This window comes from Ruegeria sp. AD11(2025), from assembly GCF_056542405.1.
In genome coordinates this window covers 25,234-48,571 of sequence record NZ_JBQFZU010000027.1, presented here as the reverse complement: position 1 = coordinate 48,571, position 23,338 = coordinate 25,234, and the positions used below count along the sequence as shown (strand labels likewise).

Genomic DNA, 23,338 nt, shown 5'->3' with positions numbered 1-23,338 from the left:
ATGCACCTTATTACGCAAAGCTTGTTTTTCCCCTTGGTCAGCGTCAAAAGAACAAAAAACTGGCGCCCAGCTCTGACCGGGGCCAGGCTGCGGGCAAGAACACGAGGCACATCAAATGGCATTTAAGTTGGTTTCCTGCGATGGCGGTGGGATACGGGGATACCTGACCTGCCTGATCCTGCAGAGCCTTCACGAAGAAACCGGATTTCTGGATAAGGCGGACGGCTTTGCGGGCACATCGACAGGCGGTCTGATTGCCGTGGCACTGGCGGATGGCCGGACGCAAGGCAAGGATATGAGCGTTCTGGTCGGTGAGTTGGCCGCCCATTACCGCGGCGACGCGGATCAGATTTTTCTGGAGAACGAACGCGGAGTTCTGGACAAAGCGCTCGACAAGGTCATGCGTCGCCTCAGGCTTGGGGGTGGTCCGGGAATTATGGCGTCGCAATACCATGCCTCGGGTCTTGAACGCATTGGAACTTCGCTCGTCGAAGACCGAACCATTGGATCGCTGTCGTCGGATCTGGTTCTGGCCGTCAACACAGTTTGCCTGCATCGCAGCGACAAAATCGGCTGGTCGCCTTTCACGATCACAAACCAGAACCTTGAACACGAGGCCTGGCTGGATATGACAGCGGTCAAACTGCTGGACGTGGCGATGGCAAGTTCTGCCGCACCGTCTTATTTCCCGCCGCATCTGATCGTGGCCGATGGTGTCGACTACGGCTATTTCGCAGATGGCGGGACCTTTGCGAACAACCCGGTGATGAATGGGATCAACGTTGCCATCGCCGCTGATCGGGCCAAGGGGGTTACGGATATCGAAGCGTTGTCCATCGGCACGGGTCAGCAGCCGACGGACATTTCCGAGGAAATGATCAAGAATCCCGATGATTGGGGCCTGTTGAAATGGTTCGGGGTGACATCGGGCGCGCCCAAAGGCGCATTGATCGAGTTGCTTCTGACCACCTCGGCGGAAAACCAGTATTGGATGGCGCGTATGGTTTTGAAAAACCGTCTGGTGCGGATAAATCCACCACTGCCAAAGATCGTTGGTTTGGCGACCCACAAACCTGAGTCCTACAGGTTGATGGACGAAGCTTTCCAGGCCAGCAAGCAGAGCAAATACTGGGCGAATGCCGTCGAAATGCTGCAAAAGTGGTGACTCTGTGTACCATTGGAAAACGTACTGCAGTTTCAATACCGCCATTGCGCTGTTTTTGTTGCCTTTGAAGGCTTAGCATTTATGGTTAACGCGAAATTTTCAGCGGGTTTCAACGACTGAAAAGGGGAGAGGTATGAGCGATCACGGCATTGCCGAAAAGCTGGTTGCGGTATTGCAGCGCCCGGATGGCGATACGGCTCTGCGCCCGGTGCACAGCATTGGAATCAGTGCGACGGGGAGTTTCGAACCCTCACCGATCGCCCGCAATTATTGTATCGCTGACCACTTCCGTGCGGAAAAGACGGATGTGATCGTACGGTTCTCGAACGGATCAGGTTGCGCTGCGGTACATGACGGCTGGTCCGACGTGCGCGGCATGGCGGTCCGGTTTCATCTGGATGATGGCACCGATACCGATCTGATCGCGATGACCCTGCCCGAGTTTTTCGCCCCAACTCCCGAGACCTTTCTGGACTTCGCAGAAGCCGCAAAACCAAGGTTGTATAAGGCGGAGTCTCCTTGGCGAAAGATTAGCAATTACCTGCAACTAATCCTGCCCAAACGCGATCCCTATCCGGGGGAAACCATAAGCCCGGATGATGGTGCCATCGAGTTCGCAGACCAGAACGCCTATTCCCAATTGGGTATCATGCAAGCCGCCCAGATCGGTGCGCCGACCAGCTATGTCAGGGCGGCGTATCATGCCGTGCATACATTCGTCGCCACCGGTTCTGACAACACACGCCGCTGGGTGCGGTTTTCGTGGCAACCGATTGCAGGAGTTCTTAGGACCGACCCCAACAAAGCACCGGTCGATGATTATCTGAGGGCCGAACTGAAAGACCGTCTTGCCAAAGAGCCCGCGCGGTTTTCGCTGATGATGATGATTGGCGAGGTAGGCGACGATTTCAACAACTCGTCCCGTCCCTGGCCACCGCATCGGAAACGGATCATGATGGGCACGCTGACACTGGACGCGGTGCCCGAGGACCAGATCGCCGACTGCGAAAAGCTCAGCTTTAATCCGGGCCTGCTAACCAACGGGATCGAAGCATCGGACGATCCGGTCCTGAAGGTGCGCATAGACTCCTACAGAATATCAAGCAATTGGCGTGGCGGATCGCCCTGCCCATTCTCGGAGAGTTAGGTCATGACAAGCCAGAACAGCTGGTTCAACAGCTACGTCAACAGCCTGCCCGAGCGCGGATGGTTCAAGTTCCTGTCGCGTTACATCGTGGTGCCTTATTGGCACTGGCGTGATCCAAAGCCGAAACTTCCCGGTGGTCCGCGCCCCTCGCCCCAGCCCAGCGAGAACGTACAGCGGATGATGAACCTGATCATGCCGCTGAAAGACCCGTCACCGGTTGGGCGTGCACGGGCGACTCTGGCAGTCGCTCAGAATGTTGATGAGATTTTTGCCGGGCTCGACAATGTCGGCACGGTACACTTCGCGCGATTTCTGCTGATCGACAACAATATCTGTATGATCTCGGTCTATGACGGGGATTTCAGCAATTATATCCGTGATTTCATCACCACCATCGGCAGTGTCTTCAATGACGTCATCTCGCTGGTCGACGGTGCCGAACACCTGATCCCGACCGAGCGCAACGTCGAAGAATTTATCGACTGGGTTCACGCGCATGACCTGTTTCAGGCGAATGACTTCCCGACCAACCTGTTTGGTCTGCAGGATGCGGCCAAGGGGCTGCCGCCGAACGAACCGCCGCACAGGCTGGAAACCCTGCCACGGGAATTTGTTCTACAACTGCACGCCAATCGCAATATCTCACTGGGGGGCGGCTATCGCGCTTATCCCGGAGTTTCTGCCGCGCAGGTGCGCCAAAAATTCGGACAGGGCTGGTGACTACAAAACTCGATCTCGCCGACATTCAGGGCAACATTTTGCGCGGATATCGCCGCGATCTGGTACGCCATCTGATCCTCGAAGTCACAGACCGCGCGGCCGCGCGTCGGTTTCTGGCCACCGCGGTCGATGGTGGCAGCGACACGGTGCCCGAAATCACCCGCGGCCTGTTGTGGGAGGTCAGGCCACCTTTTTGCTTTAACATCGGGATCACCTATGCGGGGCTGCGGGCTTTGGGCACGCCGCCCGAGCATTTGAGGACCTTTCCGACCGAATTCGTTCAAGGCATGACACAGCGGGCGATGAAACTCGGGGATTTTGGGGACAGCGGGCCCGAGAACTGGCCCACCCCTTTCGACCGTCCCGACCGCATACATCTGATAGCATCGGTGCATTCGGATGATCCCGAACACCTCGATACCGTCGAACAACAGGTTGCAGGAGCATTCAGCATTCTGGGCGTACGTAACGGGCGAAACCTACCCGAGGGTAAGGTGTTTTTTGGCTATGTCGACGGGATCTCTCAGCCACGTTTCGAACAGGTCTATGACCCCGACCAAGAAGGCGTGGACGAGCCCATCGACCCGCTCGGCACTGCGCTGCTTGGCTATCCAACGAAACAGGAGGGCGTTCTGTTCCGCGTCCCGTCGCCCCATGCGCTTGGGTTCAACGGATCGTTCAATGCGTTTCGAATTCTGGCGCAGGATGCCGCCGGATTCGAAGCGTATCTCGATCAGGCGGCCGAAGCCCTGATGCTGCACCCCAAACGCGACCAGTTGGCGGACCCCGATAACCTGGATCGCATCGGTGAAGGATTGGACATGCACGGTGCCCTGCGCGAAGTGGTCGCCGCGCAGATGTGTGGGCGCTGGCGCAATGGCGTACCCTACGAGCTGTCGCCAAATGCCCAGTGGCCCAAGAGCGAGGTGTCACTGACCAATTTTGACTACACGCACGGATCGCGCTGCCCGGCAGGCTCGCACCTGCGGCGCGGCAATCCTCGGGGCGGTCCGATCGTTCAGCGTATCGCAAATTATACGCGTCGACTGGTGCGGCGTGGCATGTCCTATGGCCCGGATTTTGACCCTCGAAACCCCGATACAGAAGAACGCGGCTTGCTTGGCAGTTTCATCGGCGCCAATATCGGTGCGCAGTTCGAGGCGGTGATGTGCGACTGGATTAATCTGGGCCTCCAGGACCCACGGATTACTGGTGCGAACGATCCCTTGCTGGGTGCCAACACACCGGAAACCAGCTGGTTCGACATGACAGTGCCGGACGGAGACACAATCCGTCTGAACGGTTTCCCTCGCCTGATCCAAACGCGCGGTGGTGCTTACACGTTCCTGCCCAGCCTGACTGCGATCAGATACCTGTCTGATTTGACGGATTAGGCAAGTTCCGCCAGCGCGGTATCAATCCGCGTCAGCATCGGTGACCGCCCGGCGGATTCGACAACAACACGCGCTTTGGTCAGGTAATCCCTGGCCTGTGGTTTCTTTTTCTTTGCCTTGTAGAGCAGTCCCATGATCATGTCACAGCGCGCGATGTAATGGCCATTTTTGTCGAACTGTGGATTACTGCGCACCTGTTCAATCATAGCAATCAACCGCTTTCTTCCAAACAGCATGACCCAGATGATCGAGCGAAAGTTCCTGATCAGAACACTGATTGAGCCGCCACCCTCACCGGTCAAAATGGCCAGATACATCTCGCACAGGAACAACCGTGCCCAGTCTGCCGAAACCTGAGTGCTCTCATCCGTACGTTTCTGAATGGCCCATTCGACCTGCCGCAGTCCAGCGGCGACCTGGCCGTTCAGCGCATAAGCCACGCCCAGCATTGTTGCAGGCCCGAAGGTGAACAAAGTCCAACCTTTCTCTTCGCAGTCCTTGATATGCTTTTGAACGGTTTCAATCGCACCGGGTTTCTCCAACGGTACCATCGCGGCAACCCGGGCCGCCTCGGCTATTGCATGCTCAAACTCAACCTTCGAGTCCTGTCGTGCCTTCTCGGCCATCGTTAGCGCCAGTTCATGGTCATCCGTGACCATTGCGATCAACGCTTTCATTGCGGTTCCATAACCCAGCGCCCGCGGATCGTTCTTGGATTTTCCAAGTGCAATCATCCGATCCGATGCCGCGTGCGCCTGGGCCACGCGGCCACGGGTCAGTTCGTTCCAGCCAACCGTCGCCAGAAAGAAATTGTGGATATAAGCATCGTCGATTCTTTCCAGAATGGTCTCGATTTCGCGCTTTCTGGTCTCAAACCGCTCATTCGGGATCGGAGAATGGTAGATCGAAACCGACAGTTCGTTGACCATGGCATAGGCACTGGAAGAAGGATCCCTCAGGCGTTGAGCCATTTCAGTCAATTCTTGCTGCACCCAATGTGCTTCGCGATACTTACCATTGCACACCAAACACGACACATAATGGTGCAGGAACAAGGCGTGGTGCTGACTGTCCCCTACCTTTTGCAGTATCGGCCGAACCGCGCCAGCCAGCTCGATAATCGTTTTGACCCGTAACGAGATGTTGGAGCAGAGTGCAAAACTGGCCATGAAGGCGGCAAACTGTTCATCCGATGCACAATCGGGGTCGCTTTGATACAGCTCCAGCGCCGCGACAAAGAACCGGTTGGCTTCGTCCAGAGAATACACCCCCAAGCTTTTGTCTCCGGCCATGGAACTATAGCGGAACGCCTGATCGGTACGGTTGGTTTGCCCATAATGGAAGGCCAGTGTTTCGGCCACCTCTTGCACCCGGTTTGCATTGCGCAAAGCCAGCGCATCGGCGATCGCCAAATGCAACTCGGACCGTCGTGACTGAATAAGACTCTGGTACACAGAGTCCCGCAGCAGAACATGTTTGAAGACATAGTCTGAGGAACTCGTCTCGCGATATAGGACATCCTGCGTTTGCAGTCGTTGCAGAGTTGTACCAACTTCATCGGAGTTCGTGACAACTTGGGCCAGCAGGCCGGGATCAAAGCGGCGCCCGATAACAGCGGCGGCCTGCAAGACTTCGCGATCCTCGGGAGCGAGACGTTCAATTCTGGTCGTCAACAGGCTGCGCATCGTAAGGGGCAACCCGCTGTCATTGATATCCGCATTGAAATAGGCGGTGCCGTCATCGACACGTAATGTGCCCTGATCCAGTAGAAAGCTCAGAATCTCTTCGCCAAACAGCGGGTTGCCGCCGGCGCGCTCGGTCAGCTGTTCCGCCAAACCGTTCGGGAGTTCAGGCACACCAAGACGGCTCTGAACCAGATCCTCAAAGTCCGCGACTGGCAATGGTCTCAGCGCGACGGTTGTCACGCCGCTTGTGCCAAGCCATTTCGGCGTATACTCCGGCCGCCGCGTTTGAATGACCAGCAGGTTCGAAATTTCCGGGTCTTCAAGCAGGATCGTTATCAGATCTTCCGAGGAGCTGTCGATCCAATGGCTATCTTCGATCACAAGAATGACCTGGTCGGTCGCGCATTTTTTCTTGAGCAAGTCTGTCAGCAATTCGCGGATGCGCAAGCCGATCAGAACACCATCGAGACCATCCAAAGACCCTTCGGGTGACTTGAGACCGAGAAGGTTCATCAGCAGGCCCAGATTTTGCCAGGAAAACAGCCCGTACTTAGCTAGACCGGTCTCTAGTTTCGCCTGAACGCGCAGCGGATTGTTTCTGTCGCTGATCTGAAAGGACTTTCGGACGATTTCCAAAATTGGCAGGAACGGAGTCTGTTGACCGTCTGCGTAGCAATTCCCCATCAGAGCGGTGACTTCGCCGGTCGGCATCTGGTGAACAAATTCGTAGATTAGGCGGGTTTTCCCCAAACCCGGTTCTGCCACCAAATCAACAACCGAACACTCGGATTTCGACCTTAGCAAAGCTGTGGACATTGCATCCAGTTCACCCATCCGACCGACATAACTGCTCAACCCTTGCGCGACTGACGCGTCAAAGCGCGTCGCGCCTTCGCGGACAGCTTTCAGTTGCCAGATTTTTTGCGGCGCGGACAGGCCCTTGATCGTGTGTTCACCGAAATAGCTGAGATCGGAGACCCATTCGACCAAATCGCGAGTGGTGTCGCACAGCAGGCTTCCCCCGGGTGGCGCAAGGTTTTCAAGTCGTGCGGCCAGATTCACCGTGCTGCCTACCGCCGTCGTCGGCCCGGTTTCCCCTTGAACCGTAGCCATCAGGACATTGCCTGAGCTGACACCAACGCGCATTTCCGGGCGCACTCCAAAGCGTTTGTCAAAGTCTGTTGCGGCAGAAGCGAAGGCAGCATGGATCGACAATGCGGCGCGGCAGGCTCGCAAGGCCGGGTCTTCAAGCGCGTCGGGGATACCAAACAATGCCATTATGCTGTCGCCGGCAAAATCGCGGACCGCGCCACCGTTTTCTTCGACTGCGCGGGACAGCGTGTCATAGACTTTGCGCACGAATTCGAGCGCTTTTTCTTCATCCAGACGGGCGACTATGGCGGTATAGCCGACCATATCTGCAAACAGGACAGACACCTGGCGTCGTTGTCCAGGATCCGTCGGTATTCGCGATGGTATTTCCGTCATATCCCCCATGTGAGCAAAGGGTTTACAACACCCGATCCCTCCCCGCCAGAGTTTGTGGGCGAAAAAGTATTTTAGTATACTCAAAAGGCAAGGAAAGTGTCATGCCAGACACAGGCCTATGTGTCTTTTCCTAAATCATTAGCGTGTCACGCGGTGAATGCCAGTTTCAGGCCAGGGCGGGGCCATCGGGCCTTGTATATTTTTCCGGTGCTCGACGCCGTAATCCACAAATCACGCATGTCTTTACCACCGAAGCACATATTTGTGGTGAACATATCGGGTATTTCCACATGCTCGGTGGTGCCATTCAGGTTGAACACCGTGATCCCGCCATTGAACAAGGTTCCGACGCAGACGCGGCCATCCTGCTCAACCTTGAGACTGTCCAGCCATTGATATCCCGGCAGCGTCTGTACAACATTGCCCGGCATGCCTGGGATGGGACCCGGTTCGACCTCACCGAGACCTGTGATTTTCATCGCCCAAAGCCGCCCGAAAACTGTGTCCGAGACATAAACGGTTTTGCCATCCGGTGACAAGCCGACTCCGTTGGGCATGGGAATCGTTGCGGCTTTGATCAGTGTCGTGCCATCTATCGAGGCATAATAAAGACCACCATAACGTGTGGAATCCTCATCTTCTATCCCCGTGTCAGTGAACCAGAAGCCGCCGGACTTATCGAACACCAAATCATCGGGCGCGATCAGCCGCTTGCCGTCATACGAGTCAAACAGTTGCGTCACGGCTCCGGTCTTCAGATCCACCCTGTGCACGGACCCGCCCTTGTAATTGGGCCGGATCGGGGCGGGTACGGTGATCTGTTCGGGACCAAACGGCACAAAACTGTAGACACCGCCGTTGTTGCAGACATAGGCTGCTCCGTCCGGGCCTATCGCTACCCCGTTAGGACCGCCGGGAATCTCCGCCACAACGCGGACATCACCATCGGGTGAAAGGCGTGCCAGGGTCTGATCCTTGATGTCGACGAAAAGAACCGACCCGTCGTTCATAGCAACCGGACCTTCGGGAAAACCCAAACCGTTGCACATCTCTTGCAGTTCTAAGGCCATTCCAAAGCTCCCTGGATGCGCTGAAGCTGTGAGTGCTTCGGCGTCTGCCGATGAAAACCCACTTGCCCGAGGCAAGACAAATTCGGCAAAGTCTCTGGCAATTTTTGGATGTACTGCCAGAGTTTTACAAGCCTCCGACGGCAGGTTTTGTGGCAAGGTTTCTTGCTCACCGAAAAGACCACTCTGTACCTGCGGGGCTAGCATCCAGTTCGGCAACAGTTTGAAAGGACAAGCTCCGGACGCGAGTTGCCCCTTGCGGATCATTGGTGCCACTTCGATGCCTTCTGATGTCGAAGCTGCAAAGGTGAGGGATTTGAAACCGAGGACTGGTCGAATCCTCTTCTTTATGGTGAAACGATGGTCCTGCTCAATCACCTTGTTATCCGGCATGAATGATCGCGAGGCACGGTCGGTAGATTATGGCACAGTCCAAAAATCTGGTCATGAGCTTTCGAGCACTTCACTAGCTTGCGATACCCCCTGCCGCCTGGCGATTGACCTCGATCATTACATTTACACGCTCGCCTTGCGCGTTCAGAAGCATGGCGACGAAGCCATAGTCGAACTGGCTTGCACAACCAGTGCGAAACCCGCTCAATTGTATGTCGTTCCTTACGTCGACTGCAACATGCACAACGCTTGCCTATAACATATGGTAGGAAACGGTATTGGGACGCTCATTGCCCTGTCGCGCGCGTACCCGCAAGAAGCTGCGTACCTTTGGGCCCGGCCAGAACTCGGCTTATCCAGCGCTGCGGCAGAGGCCGCTTGCGAGATGGAACAGGCATAAGTACCGCTCTAGCCCGTGCAGCGCTCATTGCCGCGATTGGAATCCCAGGCCCGGCACCCTATCCGGTCCGCCATCCGTTCATGGCGAATAATTGTGAGACGCCATTGACCAGCGACATTCTGGTTTTCAGGTCGGGGGCGACAATTAGAATCGAGACAAGGCGGTGACCGTCGAACCTCAGATGCTCGTGAATGTCTTCACATAAAAGCCAAACATGCGGATGCCTGCGCAACACATCGGGAAGGGCCGCGAGCGGCGCTTTAAAATAGGCTCCCCCTGTTGGGTCGTCCGGCAAATTCAACGTAAGCCATTTCATGCGGGACGAAATCGCCTTCTCGAGCCGCTCAGACATGAGCAGAAATCTATCTTCCTAAGGGCAAGAGTGCCATGCGCTATGGCGGGCGTGACGACCAATAGGGGGCTGAAAGGACACTTCATCGCCTTTCGAGAACAAGGCCATGAAGGCGTTGTAGATGACCTGCGTCACGCCGAAGGAGACGGTGATGCTTTCCGGCGCATTCCCAAGAGTGTTTTTCCGGCTGAGCTTAACACAAGCCGAAAACCTCAACGCTGGCGTGCCTGCATCGACCGTATGCCTCGCACTGTCCTTGTGAATTGCATTGATCGCGGTCGTCTTCACATGGCTTGGCGTTTAGAAGTCCGGCTCCCCGATCCCGAAATCGATGATCGGGTTCCCTTGAGCCTTCAGGGCAAGGGCTTTTTCCACCTGCCCCATGTTTGTTAAGGGGCCACCGCGGCCAGGCGTTTTGCACGCATTTCAGATCCGTCCATCATACGCCCCCCGATCAATCACGGCGGCGATGACCGTGAAACTGTCGGCGGCCTGTGCGGCAGCAAGAGCGGCCTTCAGCTCTACGGCAGAACCCACGGTGCGCCCGATACCACCTAAAGCTTCCGCCAAGCGTGCAAAGTCGTGCCTGCCAAAATCCACGCCCGCGTTCTTAAGCTGCCGCCCGCGCTGTTTGATCTCAATGAGGGCAAGGCTGGCGTCCACGAAAACCACGAAAATCGTTTTCAGACCGAGTTCCGCCGCCGTCGACAGTTCACCTGCCACCATAAGCATTCCGGCATCGCCAGAGAATGACACAACCGTACGGCCCGGTTCGATCAGCGAAGCGCCCATGGCAAGCGGGACGGCACAGCCCATAGTGCAGAGCGCCGACGATTGCAGCAGGCCCTTCGGGGCGTAGCAGTTCCACTTCTGCGACAGAAGAATGCGGTGCGCACCGGAATCGACCGTGGCGACGGTGTCCTTTGGCAACACTTCGCGGCAGATATCGATGACCGTTCCCGGTCCCCAATCCTCCGTCTCGGCAAAAGCCGAGGTCACGCTTTCCCGCACCGTGTTGATCTTGCCGTCCGACCAGCGGGATGTAGCCGCGACCACTTCCGAGATGGCATCCAACGTGCGCCCGACATGCGAGACGAACTGAAGACTCGACTGGTGCATATAATGGGTGTTGGGCTCGGCCGAGATATCAATCACTTTGACTATCTCCGCGTCCCAAGCATCGCGCCAGCCGACCCGCATTTCAATCGGGTCGTAGCCTGCGCAGATGATCAGATCAGCCTCGTGTATGAACGGCAGCAGGATACTATCGTTCTTAGGAGACAAACCGGCGCTGCCCATGCAAAGGGGATGGTCTTCAGGGATGATCCCTTTCGCCTTGTAGGTCGTGATGACCGGAACTTTCTGCGTTTCGCAAAAACGCAGAACGGCTGCGCTCGCATCGTCTTTGAGCGCATCCAGACCCACGATCAAGACAGGTCTCTTGGAAGTCGCCAACCAAGATCGGGCCAGCGTGAGATCATCTTCCGCAGGAACGACAGCACTCACCTTTGAGCGACGGCGCATCTCAACGGGGCCGGGACGCGCATCGGCTACAGAAATCGGTATATCGATATGGACGGGGCCGTCGCGGCCATCAGTTGCGATAGTAACCGCTTTGTCCGCAATCGTATCTGCTCCCTCAGCGGTCAGCATAAAGCTCACCTTGGTGATCGGGCGGAACACGGCCTGATGGTCCAGAACCTGATGTGTGTAGGTCAGAGCCTCGGTTGCATCGACACAACCGGTCAGGACGATGAGCGGCACACGATCTTGCTGTGCGTTGGCGACGACATTCACGCAGTTCAAAGCGCCCGGGCCAACTGTTGCCACGAGAATGCCTGGTGCGCCGGTCATGTGATGCGCCCCTTCGGCCATGAAGCCTGCGCTGTTTTCATGTTTGCACAGAACGAATGTGATCCCGGCCTTTTCAAACGCGTCGACAAGCGTCAACACTTCCCCGCCTGGCATGCCAAAAGCGTGCCGGCAGCCAGCCTCGTAGAGCCGCCGCGCGAGGAGGTCGGCGGCCCGAAGGTCTTTGTCAGTTTTCATGGGGTCTCCTATTCAGCCGCGTAGCGCGTGGTTTCCGTCAGGTGTGCATAACCGTCACGCGTCTGTGGTGTTTTGATGCCAAGAATGTTCCCGGCGACTTGGGTTCGAAGGATCTGTGCGGTCCCGCCACCGATGGTGAACATGCGCACATCGCGATACATCCGTTCCAGAGGTTCGCGATCGCAGTAGCCCCGTGCGCCGAACATTTGGAGCGCGTCGCTGACCACCTTTATGGCCATCTCAGACGCAAAGAGCTTGGCGCGGGCGGCCATCGTCATGTCAGGATACAGACTGCCGTTCGGACCACGCGAGCGCGCCGCTTCATGGAGAAGCAGCCGGGCTGCATGTACTTGCGTGTCCATATCGGCGAGCATCCATTGAAGCCCCTGGAATTCCGCGAGCAAGCGTCCGAATTGTTCGCGTTTGAGGAGATAGCGTTTGGCATGTCCGAGCGCCCCTGCCGCGACACCCATGGCAATGGTGCCCGCGCCTACGCGTTGCGTATTGTAGGCGTTCATAAGGTCGGCAAAACCGCGCTTGAGACCTGAAGGCGGTTCGACCAGCCATTTCTCGTCGATCTCGACATTCTCGAACCGCAATTCTGCTTCGGGCATACCGCAAAGGCCCATCGTATATTCGCGGCCCTCTACAGTGAAGCCCTTTGGCATGTTACCCGAGATCGGATCGGCAAACAGAATGAAGCCGCCAATCCCCTGTTCCACGCCTGCCTCATCGAGAACGCGGGCAAAAACCAGGTAGAGCTTCGAAACCCCACCGCCTGTAATCCAGTGCTTGGTCCCATTGACGACATATGTGTTGCCCCGTTTCCTCGCGGTGGTCCGCATTTCAGTCGCGGCACTACCCGCGTCAGGTTCCGTTATGCAGATCGCGGGTTTGTCTCCTGCCAAGACATGCGAAGCGCAAAAAGCCTTCTGCTCGTCATTGCCGTACCCCATGACCGCACTGATGCCGCCCATGTTGCCTTCGACAACGATGCGGGCCGTCAGGGTGCAGGCTTTCGCGATCTCTTCGACCACCATGGCCACATCCAGAAAGCTCGCGCCCTGCCCGCCATATTCCTTTGGAATGGACATACCCATTATGCCAGCATCGGCCAGCTCACCAACGTTTTGCCAGCAATAGACGCGCGATTTGTCCCACTCCGCGGCGCGTTTCTCAAATGCTGGGGCCAGTTCTCTTGCGACGTTCACAAGTGGATGTGTCATGGCGTATCCCTCACTTCCGTTTTAACCAGAATACGCTTGCTAAAATACTACACAATTAAATAAGATTGGTTATCTAATACAATATTGTTTAAGTTATGCAGACACGCTCTCTCAGAACCCTCGTGCGGATCTCGACGGTTGGCTCCTTTGCGAAGGCGGCCGAGCAACAGAACATGACATTGTCCGCCCTATCCATGCAGATGAAGGCGCTCGAGACGGAGCTTGGCGTCGACCTCTTTGACCGCTCCGTACGACCACCGCGACTTACGCCAATCGGTCGAACCATCGTCGAGGCAGCGATCCCGCTCCTGCAGCACGAAGATAACCTTCTCGAAATCTGTCGCCCGACGGACACGCTGGTCGGGCATTTCCGAATTGGATTTGTCACAACTGCTGCCGTTCGCCTGCTGCCGGGATTCCTGAAAAACGCAAAGCATCATGCGCCGCAAGCGACCTTCGCGTTTGAAACCGGTCTGTCCAAGACACTGCAGGAGAAGGTCGTGAACGGACAGCTTGATGCCGCCCTTGTCACGGATGCCGATGGTGTTCCCGACGCGCTTGCGGAATTGGTGCTACGAGAGGAACCCTTTGTCTTTGCGGCCCACAAGAGTTTGCTGAAAGACGGCCTCGCAGGTTTATTGAGTGCCCAGCCCTTCTTTCATTTCATGCCCGACACCGGAATTGGGAAACTCATTGCTGGCGAGATGCTGAAGCACAAAAGACCAAAGAGTTCCGAGACAATCGTCCTCGATAACCTTGAAGCGATCATGGGGTGTGTCTCGGCGGGTTTGGGTTTTACGCTTCTGCCCACCCCCGATGTTGCTCGGTATCGGTCTGCCGACGTCAATACCGTCCGTCATCCGCAGGCGTCGGTCAGAAAACTTGTTCTTGCCACCGTCCGCGAGGGAGCACTGGCTGGAAGGGAAGCTGCACTCGCAGCGTTGTTTTCGGCCGATGAGACTCAGCGAATAAGATAGGCCTTTTTTACGCTAGCTGCCTCAGTTGAACAGATGAGAATATAAAAGCAGCTTCGAAAGAAACCATGGATCAGCCTTCAACTGGATAACGCCCCTCGTCAGACAGGCCCCAAAGCTAAGAAAGTCCATGGTCTAAAGCTCTTCAAAAAATCTCATCCTTGGCTTGGCTCCTGAGATTTGGTGTGCCCAGAATTTGCCGGGCACACCTCGGGCAATTGGGGAAGCGTTCCTTTTAGACGCGTCCGGTGCCGTTGAAATCACAAGCGCCAGCCTGCATCACGTCCATAACGCAAGTCCCTGTGGTAGAGTTCCGGGTCCAGACCAATGTCATTCAGCATACGTTTATCAAGCTGAGACACATGCCGGAGATCCCGCTTCAAGCGGTATTTACGAATTGTAGAGCTGCGCAAACGCGAAAACAGGCTGGCGAATACCTCAAAAAGGGAATCGCCTCGCTTTCCTCTTCCAATTGGTGCACTAGCATCAATCGGTTGAAATAAGAGGCCGCGTCGGCAGGAAAATAAATTACGTTCCATCGTCATTTTAACTCCTATGTTCGGTGCGATAGCGCCGGATCTGCCGGGACCGTCAGGCCGCAAAATTCTGTGGAATCTTCGTCCAACCGCGATGACTGCGTGATTCTATGATCCGGCCTATTTGAACAAAAAAACCTGGTCAGACGGTTACGGCGGTTGGTTGCTGTGCTGCCTTGCAAACATGCTCGACATGGCGATGGTCAGTACCGCAACACCCGCCAATGACGGTCAAATTGGGAAGAAGTTGTGCAAGCTCCAGATGCAACTCGCCGAACTCTTGCGGGTTCCCGTCATCCAACTCCTCTGCTTCGTCCAGCTCAGCATGTGACAGGCGCGACGCGTTGGCCCGCACACCCATAATCCGCTTCGTCCAATCGCCGCCTTGTTCCAGAACGGAGCGGAAATGATCGGGATGCGCACAGTTGATCATGAAGTACGCCGCAGTGCTTCCCGTGGCTCTGTCGACCTGCTCAATGGCAGAGCGCAGGCCCAGACCTGAAGGCAGTCGGCCGTCGGTTTCGACGGTGAACGAGATCACTACCGGAATATTAGCAGATTGCGCGGCGCGCACGATGCCGATCGCCTCGTCGGCATAGGTCATCGTGATCGCTGAAACCATGTCTGCACCCATTACGGCGAACCAATTAACCTGAGTCTGATGATAGGCTTCAGCTTCAGGTACGCTCATTATTTCCGTCGGGGCGTAACCGTCGCTGTGCGGCCCGATCACTCCGTTGATTACAAAAGGAGAGTCCTGAGTTTCATGGTCCGCCCGCATCCTCACCAGCGTTGCGATAACCTCCCGGTGAACCTCTTTCAGCTGATCACGGTCCACTCCCAGTTCAGCCGCCCAGCGGGGACTGGCACGCCAGGTTGGGGTGTCCATTATGAACCCACGACGATGGTTGACGGCCAGCCGAGCGAACCCGCGCATATACCTGTCTATGGCGTCGATACCCTCCTGGCTTTCCAGCGCTTTGAAGGCTGCAAACAGCGGTAGATCGATCCCGTCGTGAAAGACCAGGGTGGTTTCAAGGCCACCATCAGCCACCATCCGAGTGCCGTTCAACTGCGGCAGCGCATTGCGATACTTCATTGCTATTCTCCTGTTTCGAGGCCCCTCACTGGGGCCGTTACGTATGAAACGGGAATAGCAACGGCCCGGGCTCGAACCTTGAACCGCATCTGAGCTTTTCCTGAGAAAGTATGAGGGGTAGGCTGTTTCAAACGAGAATTGTTTCAAACATGATCGGTTCCGGGGCATGAAATACGCGTTCAATGATTGTACGATTGATACCGATCTCTTTCAGATATCGCGTGGTGAGGTCTGTAAAAGTCTGACCCCTCAGACCCTGCAAATTCTGGAGTACCTCATTACGAACCGGGATCGGGTAGTGCTGAAGGACGAGCTGGTCGACCAGGTGTGGCAAGGCCGGTTTATCACTGACGCTACTTTGTCGACCGCTATGAAAGAATCCCGCCAGGCGGTTGGTGACACGGGGCGGGATCAGCACACAATCCGGACAGTGCATGGGAAAGGTTTCCGCTTTGTCGCTGAAATCGACACCGCCGCGACCAGCGCACAAGACACGCCGGCGCCGGACGGAATTGTTCTTGCGGTTCTTCCGTTCAGAAGTTTGGGCAGGAGTTTTAACGACGAGTTTCTGGCCGAAGGGTTGACCGAAGATGCGATCACCAACCTGTCGCGGTTTCGCGAACTCACACTGTTGTCACATCGCACAACCGCCCAATTGGCCACGGATAAGGTTTCAAACGCTGAGATGTCGGACAGATATGGGGTCACCCATGTCGTCGAAGGCAGCATCCGAAGGTCTCAAAGCCAGCTGCGGGTGACCGTGCAGGTGACCGAGGCCCGTAACGGCAGGCTGGTCGCCACCGAGCAATTCGATCGCGGTGGCGGACCCGAAGACCTGTTTGACATTCAGGAAGACATTGCCGCATTGATTGCAGGGCGCCTCGGTAGCCGCCACGGCCTCGTTGCGAAACAAGTCGCTCGATCCCTACCGGACGGACGTACGCATTCCTGGGACACGTATTTTCTCGTTGCGCAGTTTTATGAGTATTACCGGTCCTACGATCATTCCATACATGCAGACATTCGGGACAGGTTAAAGGACGCGCTCGAAACTGATCCCCAATCATCAGATGGGTGGGCGGCCTATGCCATGCTGTTACTGGAAGAGTACCGCTATCACGTCAACCAGCGCCCTGATGTAGATGCCTTGGCGCTATCAGCAGAAGCTGCGCGCAAGGCGGTGGAATGCGATGGGCTAAATGCCTTTGCGCAAATGACACTGGCGCTGACTATCTACTATCAGATGGACATTGCCGGATTCAGGGTCGCCGCCGAACGAGCGCTGGAACTGAATTCCGGCCACTGCGATGTTTTGGCCGAGATCGGGTCCTGCCATCTGTTTTTAGGTGAATATGATCGCGCCGTCGAATTGCTGGATAGGGCTATTGAACTAAGTCCGGTCCATCCCGGATGGTACCATTACGCACGATGCTGGCTCTATGCATCTCAAGGTTTTATCGAGGCGGCGCTGGTAGAGATCGAAAAAGTTCCCATGCCCGACTTCTTTTGGTATCAGGCGCACCTTGCTTGGCTTCATGGCGAATTGGGCAACACTGAAAAAGCACAAGCGTCAGTCGAAGTCATGCGAGAGATGTTTCCGATCTTCGAGGACGTCGTCTATGAAGAACTCGCTTTGACCGGAATAACTCCGGAACGCGGAGAGATGGCTGTGCGAGGATGGCGAAAGGCCGGGCTCAGAATTCCGGAATACCCGAATTAGACCGCAGACGCCTCATTGCGGGCACGGCGATCAAACCTGAGACCGCAACGGCGGCGGCCAAAGCCGGATAGCCCCCCACTGCGATTGCGAGGCTCCCGGTTACGCCACCCAATGCAAACCCCAGAAGGTAACGTGCCATACCCGCCGCCGGGGCGTCTGTCCGATCCAGGTACAGCGGAAAAAACAGGAACAAGCCGAATGCGTTGATCAGGATAGTGGCGCCAATCAGCAACTCGGTTTTAGATAAATAGGTAAGCCCGCCGGCAAAGGCGGCGAGTAACAGACCAATTATCCCAGCCTGCAGTCTCAGCCGGTTCGGCATGAGACCAGCAAGGTAAGAACCCAAACCGGACAGCAACAGGCTTCCGGCTAGCCAGGCGCTGAGGCTGCCAAGGTTTAGCTCAACCGAAAACACTTCGAGAAAGGCCCAATAAGCGCCCATACATGCAAAGAACGGCAGCAAGCTAACGTCCTTTTTCCAGTTTAAGTGCCTGATACTGCGCTTGCTTGGTACAGGCATTTTCCAAAACAGCAGGGCCACCTGCATCGCCGCTAGAAGGGCCAAAAAAGGCAGCAATGATAACTCGAATACATGGATACCAACCAGCAGAACAAAGGAAGCGGTACAGCCGATCGCCATTCCATTGCCTATCATTCGCAGAACCTTTGTCTCCGCGAAACTGCGCGACAGGGGCAGAGCTAAAACAATGCCTAACGACAGACCTGTACTGCTTGCCCCGGCAAACAAAATCGTCTTCGGAATAGCCTGTACCATCGCAGCACCAGCAATTCCGCAGAACGCAACAATCCCCGCGGCACGAGGCAATGCTCTATGTCGTGTGTCGGCTCCAATCGCGCATCCCGCCGCAGATGATAATAGGACGATGCTTGCCAACAAGCCTACCGTTATGTCGGAAATACCGCATTTATCAGCCAGTTCAGCCAGCCAAATTGGCATAGTGTTCAGAACGGTAACAGCCAAGGCGATTATGAATAAACTCGTCAATTTCCCATCCTCGCCAAGTCAGGTTGCTACTCTAGTTCGATGTTTGATCACACTAAGTTACTGGTCAACGTTTCCGAAAACGAACTTTTTGGCTAGCTTGGGTCCTTCAAAATAATCAGAAAACAACCTCTGGTGGCTTTGTCGCAGATTTTTAACCCTGTCTGTCCGAGGGGGGCACCTTTGTTAAATGCGTCTCGGATTTCGAACAAGGCGGGTAGTGGCAATCTCATTCAATGGCACACATTCTTCCACAGGACGCGGTATTTCCGTCGATCATGCATCTTTGAACCGCCGGGTGCTAGGTATTCACCGCTGGTCGCTGACCGAGCACGTCGCCAGAGACGTAGTCGCAATCAATCCTGGCGAATGGATAAGGCTCATGCTCTGACGCAACTTTTTTGTATCTGCATCCGCCACACTGAACTGCATCGAAGTTGCACAGATAATCCGTAAAGGCCGTTCGGGCTCGGAATATGCCCGTTCAAACAGTTTGCGAAGCTGGCCATCTGAACACAGCTTTTTCCGTCTTAAGCATATTTTCCGTCTTAATAGTTCTGCAAAGTATGCGTCACAGCTGCCCGACTGAAGTCCGGAACAAAATCAAGGGCATCACCAACCTCTACTCACAGGTTGCCTGAAAGAGGCATGCTACCCAATCCAGCAACTGATCCAGGCAATGCAACAGTGGCGAGCGAAGAGGTGCTGGTTTTAGGAGTTCAACAGCTTTGCGGAGTATCCTGATCGGCTTGCTAGCATCACCACGGTCGCCGAAAAATTCGTGAGATTATCAAATTTTTCCAGATGGAGCTGTTGTTCCCTTACGACTGGTCCAACCCCTTCAACCGAAGCATATGTTGACGGACACGGTTATTCGTCAGGAGCATACATGAACAACAAATACTTCGCGCCACATGGCGGGCATCCCGGACAAGACCAGTTGTTGACAGATCGCGCCGTTTTTACAGACGCCTATGCTGTGATTCCGAAAGGGACAATGCGGGACATTGTGACCAGTTTTCTTCCGTTTTGGGACCAGACCCGTTTGTGGGTTATTTCACGACCGCTAAGCGGCTTTGCCGAAACCTTTTCGCAATACATCATGGAGGTGCAGCCCGGTGGCGGTTCTAACCGGCCCGAGACCGACCCCGGGGCCGAAGGTGTGCTATTTGTCGTCGAAGGAACCGCGACGCTAAGTGTAGGAGGCCAGACGCACGAGCTAACACAAGGTGGCTATGCCTATTTGCCGCCCGCTATTGAATGGACCTTGCACAATCGGGCAGATGAGACACTGCGGTTTCACTGGATTCGAAAGGCTTACGAAGCTGTAGACGGGTTGGAAAAACCCGATGTTCTGATACTCAACGAAAACGACATAGCGCCGACACCAATGCCCGGGACCGATCGCAAATGGGCCACGACGCGATTTGTCGACCCAAGTGACCTGCGTCACGACATGCATGTCACGGTGGTGACCTTCGAGCCCGGCGCCGTCATCCCCTTCCTTGAAACCCATGTTATGGAACATGGCCTATATGTTCTGGAAGGAAAGGCTGTCTACCGGTTGAACAGTGACTGGGTCGAAGTCGAAGCCGGCGATTACATGTGGTTGCGCGCATTCTGCCCTCAGGCCTGTTATGCAGGTGGTCCGGGCAAGTTTCGCTACCTGCTCTACAAGGATGTGAACCGGCACATGGCGCTGCGACCGGCTTCGGTCGCCTGTCGGTAGCACCAACGGCTCAGGACGGCGGTGGAATAGCAGCCCCACCGATTGCATGGGTCAATTGATGTGCCGCCTCAATTACGGGGCGGCTCAGCTGTTCAATCTCGGCTTCGCCGATCCGGCTTGTCGGCCCAGAAACCGAGATCCCGGCAACCGCCTCGCGATTGATGTCGAAAACCGGGGCTGCAATACATCGCATGCCCGAGTTTTTTTCCTCGTTGTCCACCGAAAAGCCTTGCGCTCTGACAACTGCAAGGTCGGCTTTCAACGCCTCTGGATCGGTAATTGATCTGTCCGTGAAAGATTGCAAGTCCACGGTGCTCAACAGCCTGTTCAGCCGATCTTCATCCATGTGAGCCAGCAACGCTTTGCCAATCCCCGATGCGTGCATTGGCGAAAGTGTACCCGGCGGAAAGAATGCTCGAATGCTGGCATGCGTCTCAACCTGGCTCAGAAAAAGGACAGAGCCTTCCTTCTCGACACCAAGATTGGCGGTCTCACCCGTTACTTCCATCAGCTTGCGCATGATCGGTCTGGCCCGGTCGACAAGACTAGTGCGGCGCAGAAAGCGTGAACCAATGACAAACGCACGCGGGCCGATATGCCAGACCTGTTCGTCGTGATCGAATTCGACAAGCCCCCTGCCCTCCAACGTCACGAGGATACGGTACACTGTCGCCGGGGATTGGCGCATTTCGTCGGACAGCGTGGTCAACGCCTTGCCTTGCGCCTTGCTCAGGTATTCGAAAACCTCCATCGCACGATCCAGAGATTTGATCGTGTTCTGAGCGGTTTTGTCATCCCATCCCCGTGGTCTTCCCCGGGATTTGCGGCGGGATTTTGGGTCATTATCTTGAGAATTCATAAAAACCCTCTGATCATATGTGAAAGACGAATTCAACATATGAAAAATATAAGGCACTGACAACTATAAGTTAAATTTCTTAAACTGCATTTTGAAATGCGTTTTCAAAAAAATTTCGAACTGAATGGCTTGGCTCTATTGTGTCAGCAACGACCGAAGGAGACCATCCATGAGCTTTCAAAACCCCGTTTTCATCCCGGGCCCGACCAATATTCCTGAAAGCCTGCGCAAGGCCTGCGATATGCCGACGATCGACCATCGCTCGCCGCTGTTCGGGCAGATTCTGCATCCTGCGCGCACGGGCGTTCGTAAAATTCTGAAAAGCGAAAGCGCCGAAGTCTTTATTTTCCCCTCAACCGGGACCGGTGGTTGGGAGACGGCTTTGACCAATACCCTGTCAGCGGGTGACAAGGTTCTGGCTGCCCGTAACGGCATGTTCAGCCACCGCTGGATCGACATGTGCCAACGCCATGGGCTGAATGTCGAGATCGTCGAGACCCCTTGGGGCGACGGGCTGCCCGCCGACCGCTACGAAGAGATTCTGACCGCCGACACCAACCACGAAATCAAGGTCGTTCTCGCCACGCATAACGAAACGGCAACCGGCGTAAAGTCGGACATTGCCGCCGTACGCAAGGCACTGAATGCCGCCGGGCACCCTGCCATGCTGTTTGTCGATGGTGTCTCATCGATCGCTTCCATGGACTTCCGTTTTGACGAATGGGGCGTCGACGTCGCCGTCACGGGTTCGCAAAAAGGTTTCATGCTGACTGCGGGCCTTGCCATCGTTGGCTTTAGTCAGAAGGCGATGGAAGCGACCAAGACCGGTACCTTGCCCCGTACCTTCTTTGATGTGCATGACATGGCCAAAGGTTACGCCAATAATGCCTATCCCTACACGCCCGCTGTTGGCTTGATGAATGGCCTCAACCAGGCCTGCGACATGCTGCTGAGTGAAGGTCTGGAAAACGTTTTTGCCCGACATACCCGTATCGCCGAAGGTGTCCGCGCCGCCGTGGGTGCCTGGGGGCTGGAGCTGTGTGCAGCAAACCCGTCAGTGTATTCTGACACCGTAAGCGCGATCCGAACACCGAACGGGTTCAACGCGACGGATATCGTTACCCATGCCGCAGACAAATATGGCGTCGCCTTTGGCGTTGGCCTTGGCGAAGTTGCCGGCAAGGTGTTCCGCATCGGACACCTGGGCAGCCTGACGGATGTCATGGCTCTGTCCGGCATCGCCACCGCTGAAATGTGCATGGCTGATCTGGGCCTGAACATTGAGCTTGGCTCGGGCGTGGCGGCCGCACAGGAATACTACCGTGGTCATCCCGCTGCCGTTCAGAAGGACGCTGCATGATGAAGGATTGCAACATGTACATCCCAACTTATGAGGACATGCTGGCGGCGCATGATCGGATAGAACCTTTCATCCGCCGCACTCCGGTCCGCACTTCGGACCACCTGAACGAACTGACCGGGGCGCAGCTGTTCTTCAAATGTGAGAACTTTCAGGAACCGGGTGCGTTCAAGGTACGAGGCGCCACAAATGCGGTGTTCGGGCTGGATGAGGAGCAGGCGAAAAAGGGCGTTGCGACTCATTCCTCGGGCAACCACGCCTCATGCCTGTCCTATGCGGCGATGAAACGGGGTATTCCCTGTAACGTGGTAATGCCGCGTACGGCACCGCAGGCCAAGAAGGACACGGTTCGTCGCTATGGCGGGAAGATCACCGAATGTGAGCCATCCACCTCATCTCGAGAAGCGACATTTGCCGAGGTGCAGGCGGCCACGGGTGGGGATTTTGTTCATCCCTACAACGATCCGCGCGTAATCGCCGGGCAAGGTACCTGTTCACGTGAGTTTATTGAGCAGACCGACGGGCTGGACGCAGTCGTCGCCCCCATTGGTGGCGGTGGCATGGTGTCCGGCACGTGTCTGACTCTGTCCACTCTAGCCCCGGAAACAGCGATCATAGCGGCAGAGCCCGAACAGGCCGACGATGCTTATCGCAGCTTCAAGGCTGGCCACATCATCGCGGACGACGCGCCAAAGACGATTGCCGACGGGCTGCTGGTTCCGCTTAAAGACCTCACCTGGCATTTCGTGTCAAACCACGTCACCGAAATCTACACCGCATCTGAACAAGAGATTATCGATGCGATGAAGTTGACGTGGAAACACCTGCGGATCGTGATGGAGCCATCCTCGGCCGTACCGCTGGCCACGATCCTGAAAAACCCGGACGCTTTCAAGGGTAAGCGTGTCGGTCTGATCATCACCGGGGGCAATGTCGATCTGGACAAGCTGCCTTGGCTGAATGCCTGACCGC

The 23,338-nt window shown here is 55.8% G+C and carries 20 protein-coding genes and 1 pseudogene; 10 read left to right on the top strand and 11 right to left on the bottom strand.

Features of this window, described 5'->3' with window-relative positions:
- The first annotated feature begins 115 nt into the window (after nucleotides 1–115).
- The 4 genes from ACR1XY_RS19745 (at nucleotide 116) to ACR1XY_RS19730 (ending at nucleotide 4,426) form a co-directional block, all read left to right on the top strand.
- Entirely contained in the window at nucleotides 116–1,165 is a 1,050-nt protein-coding gene (locus ACR1XY_RS19745) for a patatin-like phospholipase family protein (protein ID WP_480595674.1), read from the top strand.
- 133 nt (nucleotides 1,166–1,298) lie between these two features.
- A complete protein-coding gene (locus tag ACR1XY_RS19740) occupies nucleotides 1,299–2,312 on the top strand; it encodes a catalase (RefSeq protein WP_480595672.1) in 1,014 nt (337 codons plus the stop codon).
- 3 nt (nucleotides 2,313–2,315) lie between these two features.
- A complete protein-coding gene (locus ACR1XY_RS19735) occupies nucleotides 2,316–3,032 on the top strand; it encodes a hypothetical protein (RefSeq protein WP_480595670.1) in 717 nt (238 codons plus the stop codon).
- On the top strand, nucleotides 3,029–4,426 hold the full coding sequence (locus ACR1XY_RS19730) for a Dyp-type peroxidase (protein WP_480595668.1): 1,398 nt from the start codon (nucleotides 3,029–3,031) through the stop codon (nucleotides 4,424–4,426). The genes ACR1XY_RS19735 and ACR1XY_RS19730 overlap by 4 nt, the downstream gene beginning before the upstream one ends.
- Here ACR1XY_RS19730 and ACR1XY_RS19725 read toward each other — a convergent pair.
- From ACR1XY_RS19725 to ACR1XY_RS19705, 5 genes and pseudogenes are all read right to left on the bottom strand, one after another.
- Nucleotides 4,423–7,548: an ATP-binding protein gene (locus ACR1XY_RS19725; RefSeq protein ID WP_480595666.1), complete on the bottom strand. Its 3,126-nt coding sequence runs from the start codon at nucleotides 7,546–7,548 to the stop codon at nucleotides 4,423–4,425. The genes ACR1XY_RS19730 and ACR1XY_RS19725 overlap by 4 nt on opposite strands.
- Before the next feature lie 197 nt (nucleotides 7,549–7,745).
- Entirely contained in the window at nucleotides 7,746–8,669 is a 924-nt protein-coding gene (locus ACR1XY_RS19720; protein WP_480595695.1) for an SMP-30/gluconolactonase/LRE family protein, read from the bottom strand.
- A gap of 219 nt (nucleotides 8,670–8,888) precedes the next feature.
- Nucleotides 8,889–9,050 (bottom strand): annotated as a pseudogene (locus ACR1XY_RS19715) (IS6 family transposase); the annotation flags it as partial.
- A gap of 82 nt (nucleotides 9,051–9,132) precedes the next feature.
- The gene (locus ACR1XY_RS19710; RefSeq protein ID WP_480595664.1) at nucleotides 9,133–9,267 is read right to left on the bottom strand and encodes a hypothetical protein; all 135 of its coding nucleotides are present in this window, start codon (nucleotides 9,265–9,267) and stop codon (nucleotides 9,133–9,135) included.
- A gap of 250 nt (nucleotides 9,268–9,517) precedes the next feature.
- A complete protein-coding gene (locus ACR1XY_RS19705; RefSeq protein WP_480595662.1) occupies nucleotides 9,518–9,811 on the bottom strand; it encodes an aminotransferase class I/II-fold pyridoxal phosphate-dependent enzyme in 294 nt (97 codons plus the stop codon).
- Nucleotides 9,812–9,853: 42 nt separating this feature from the next.
- Here ACR1XY_RS19705 and ACR1XY_RS19700 point away from each other — a divergent pair, with 42 nt between their 5' ends.
- Entirely contained in the window at nucleotides 9,854–10,204 is a 351-nt protein-coding gene (locus ACR1XY_RS19700) for a hypothetical protein (RefSeq protein WP_480595660.1), read from the top strand.
- 33 nt (nucleotides 10,205–10,237) lie between these two features.
- Here ACR1XY_RS19700 and ACR1XY_RS19695 read toward each other — a convergent pair whose 3' ends face one another.
- Together ACR1XY_RS19695 and acdA are read right to left on the bottom strand one after the other, a co-directional pair.
- Nucleotides 10,238–11,860 (bottom strand): thiamine pyrophosphate-binding protein, encoded by a 1,623-nt coding sequence (locus ACR1XY_RS19695; protein ID WP_480595658.1) that lies wholly within the window; start codon nucleotides 11,858–11,860, stop codon nucleotides 10,238–10,240.
- Nucleotides 11,861–11,868: 8 nt separating this feature from the next.
- Complete coding sequence (gene acdA / locus ACR1XY_RS19690; protein ID WP_480595655.1) at nucleotides 11,869–13,086, bottom strand: 3-sulfinopropanoyl-CoA desulfinase; 1,218 nt, start codon at nucleotides 13,084–13,086, stop codon at nucleotides 11,869–11,871.
- A gap of 95 nt (nucleotides 13,087–13,181) precedes the next feature.
- On the opposite strand from acdA, the gene ACR1XY_RS19685 reads away from it, so the two are divergent.
- Entirely contained in the window at nucleotides 13,182–14,063 is an 882-nt protein-coding gene (locus ACR1XY_RS19685) for a LysR family transcriptional regulator (RefSeq protein ID WP_480595652.1), read from the top strand.
- A gap of 257 nt (nucleotides 14,064–14,320) precedes the next feature.
- Here ACR1XY_RS19685 and ACR1XY_RS19680 read toward each other — a convergent pair whose 3' ends face one another.
- Nucleotides 14,321–14,605, bottom strand: a complete 285-nt coding sequence (locus ACR1XY_RS19680; protein WP_480595650.1) for a hypothetical protein — start codon at nucleotides 14,603–14,605, stop codon at nucleotides 14,321–14,323.
- A 133-nt stretch (nucleotides 14,606–14,738) separates the two neighbouring features.
- A complete protein-coding gene (locus ACR1XY_RS19675) occupies nucleotides 14,739–15,695 on the bottom strand; it encodes a homocysteine S-methyltransferase family protein (protein ID WP_480595648.1) in 957 nt (318 codons plus the stop codon).
- A gap of 166 nt (nucleotides 15,696–15,861) precedes the next feature.
- Between ACR1XY_RS19675 and ACR1XY_RS19670 the strand changes: the two genes are divergently transcribed.
- A complete protein-coding gene (locus tag ACR1XY_RS19670) occupies nucleotides 15,862–17,415 on the top strand; it encodes a winged helix-turn-helix domain-containing tetratricopeptide repeat protein (RefSeq protein ID WP_480595646.1) in 1,554 nt (517 codons plus the stop codon).
- Here the strand turns inward: ACR1XY_RS19670 and ACR1XY_RS19665 are convergent.
- Entirely contained in the window at nucleotides 17,390–18,421 is a 1,032-nt protein-coding gene (locus ACR1XY_RS19665; RefSeq protein ID WP_480595644.1) for a hypothetical protein, read from the bottom strand. The two genes, ACR1XY_RS19670 and ACR1XY_RS19665, sit on opposite strands and share 26 nt — an antisense overlap.
- Nucleotides 18,422–19,307: 886 nt before the next feature.
- Here ACR1XY_RS19665 and ACR1XY_RS19660 point away from each other — a divergent pair.
- On the top strand, nucleotides 19,308–20,147 hold the full coding sequence (locus ACR1XY_RS19660) for a bifunctional allantoicase/(S)-ureidoglycine aminohydrolase (RefSeq protein ID WP_480595642.1): 840 nt from the start codon (nucleotides 19,308–19,310) through the stop codon (nucleotides 20,145–20,147).
- Nucleotides 20,148–20,157: 10 nt separating this feature from the next.
- Here ACR1XY_RS19660 and bhcR read toward each other — a convergent pair whose 3' ends face one another.
- Complete coding sequence (bhcR, locus tag ACR1XY_RS19655) at nucleotides 20,158–21,006, bottom strand: HTH-type transcriptional regulator BhcR (protein ID WP_480595640.1); 849 nt, start codon at nucleotides 21,004–21,006, stop codon at nucleotides 20,158–20,160.
- Between the two features lie 169 nt (nucleotides 21,007–21,175).
- On the opposite strand from bhcR, the gene bhcA reads away from it, so the two are divergent.
- Nucleotides 21,176–22,366: an L-aspartate--glyoxylate aminotransferase BhcA gene (bhcA, locus tag ACR1XY_RS19650; protein ID WP_480595638.1), complete on the top strand. Its 1,191-nt coding sequence runs from the start codon at nucleotides 21,176–21,178 to the stop codon at nucleotides 22,364–22,366.
- A complete protein-coding gene (gene bhcB / locus ACR1XY_RS19645) occupies nucleotides 22,366–23,334 on the top strand; it encodes a beta-hydroxyaspartate dehydratase BhcB (protein ID WP_480595693.1) in 969 nt (322 codons plus the stop codon). The genes bhcA and bhcB overlap by 1 nt, the downstream gene beginning before the upstream one ends.
- Nucleotides 23,335–23,338: the final 4 nt, after the last annotated feature.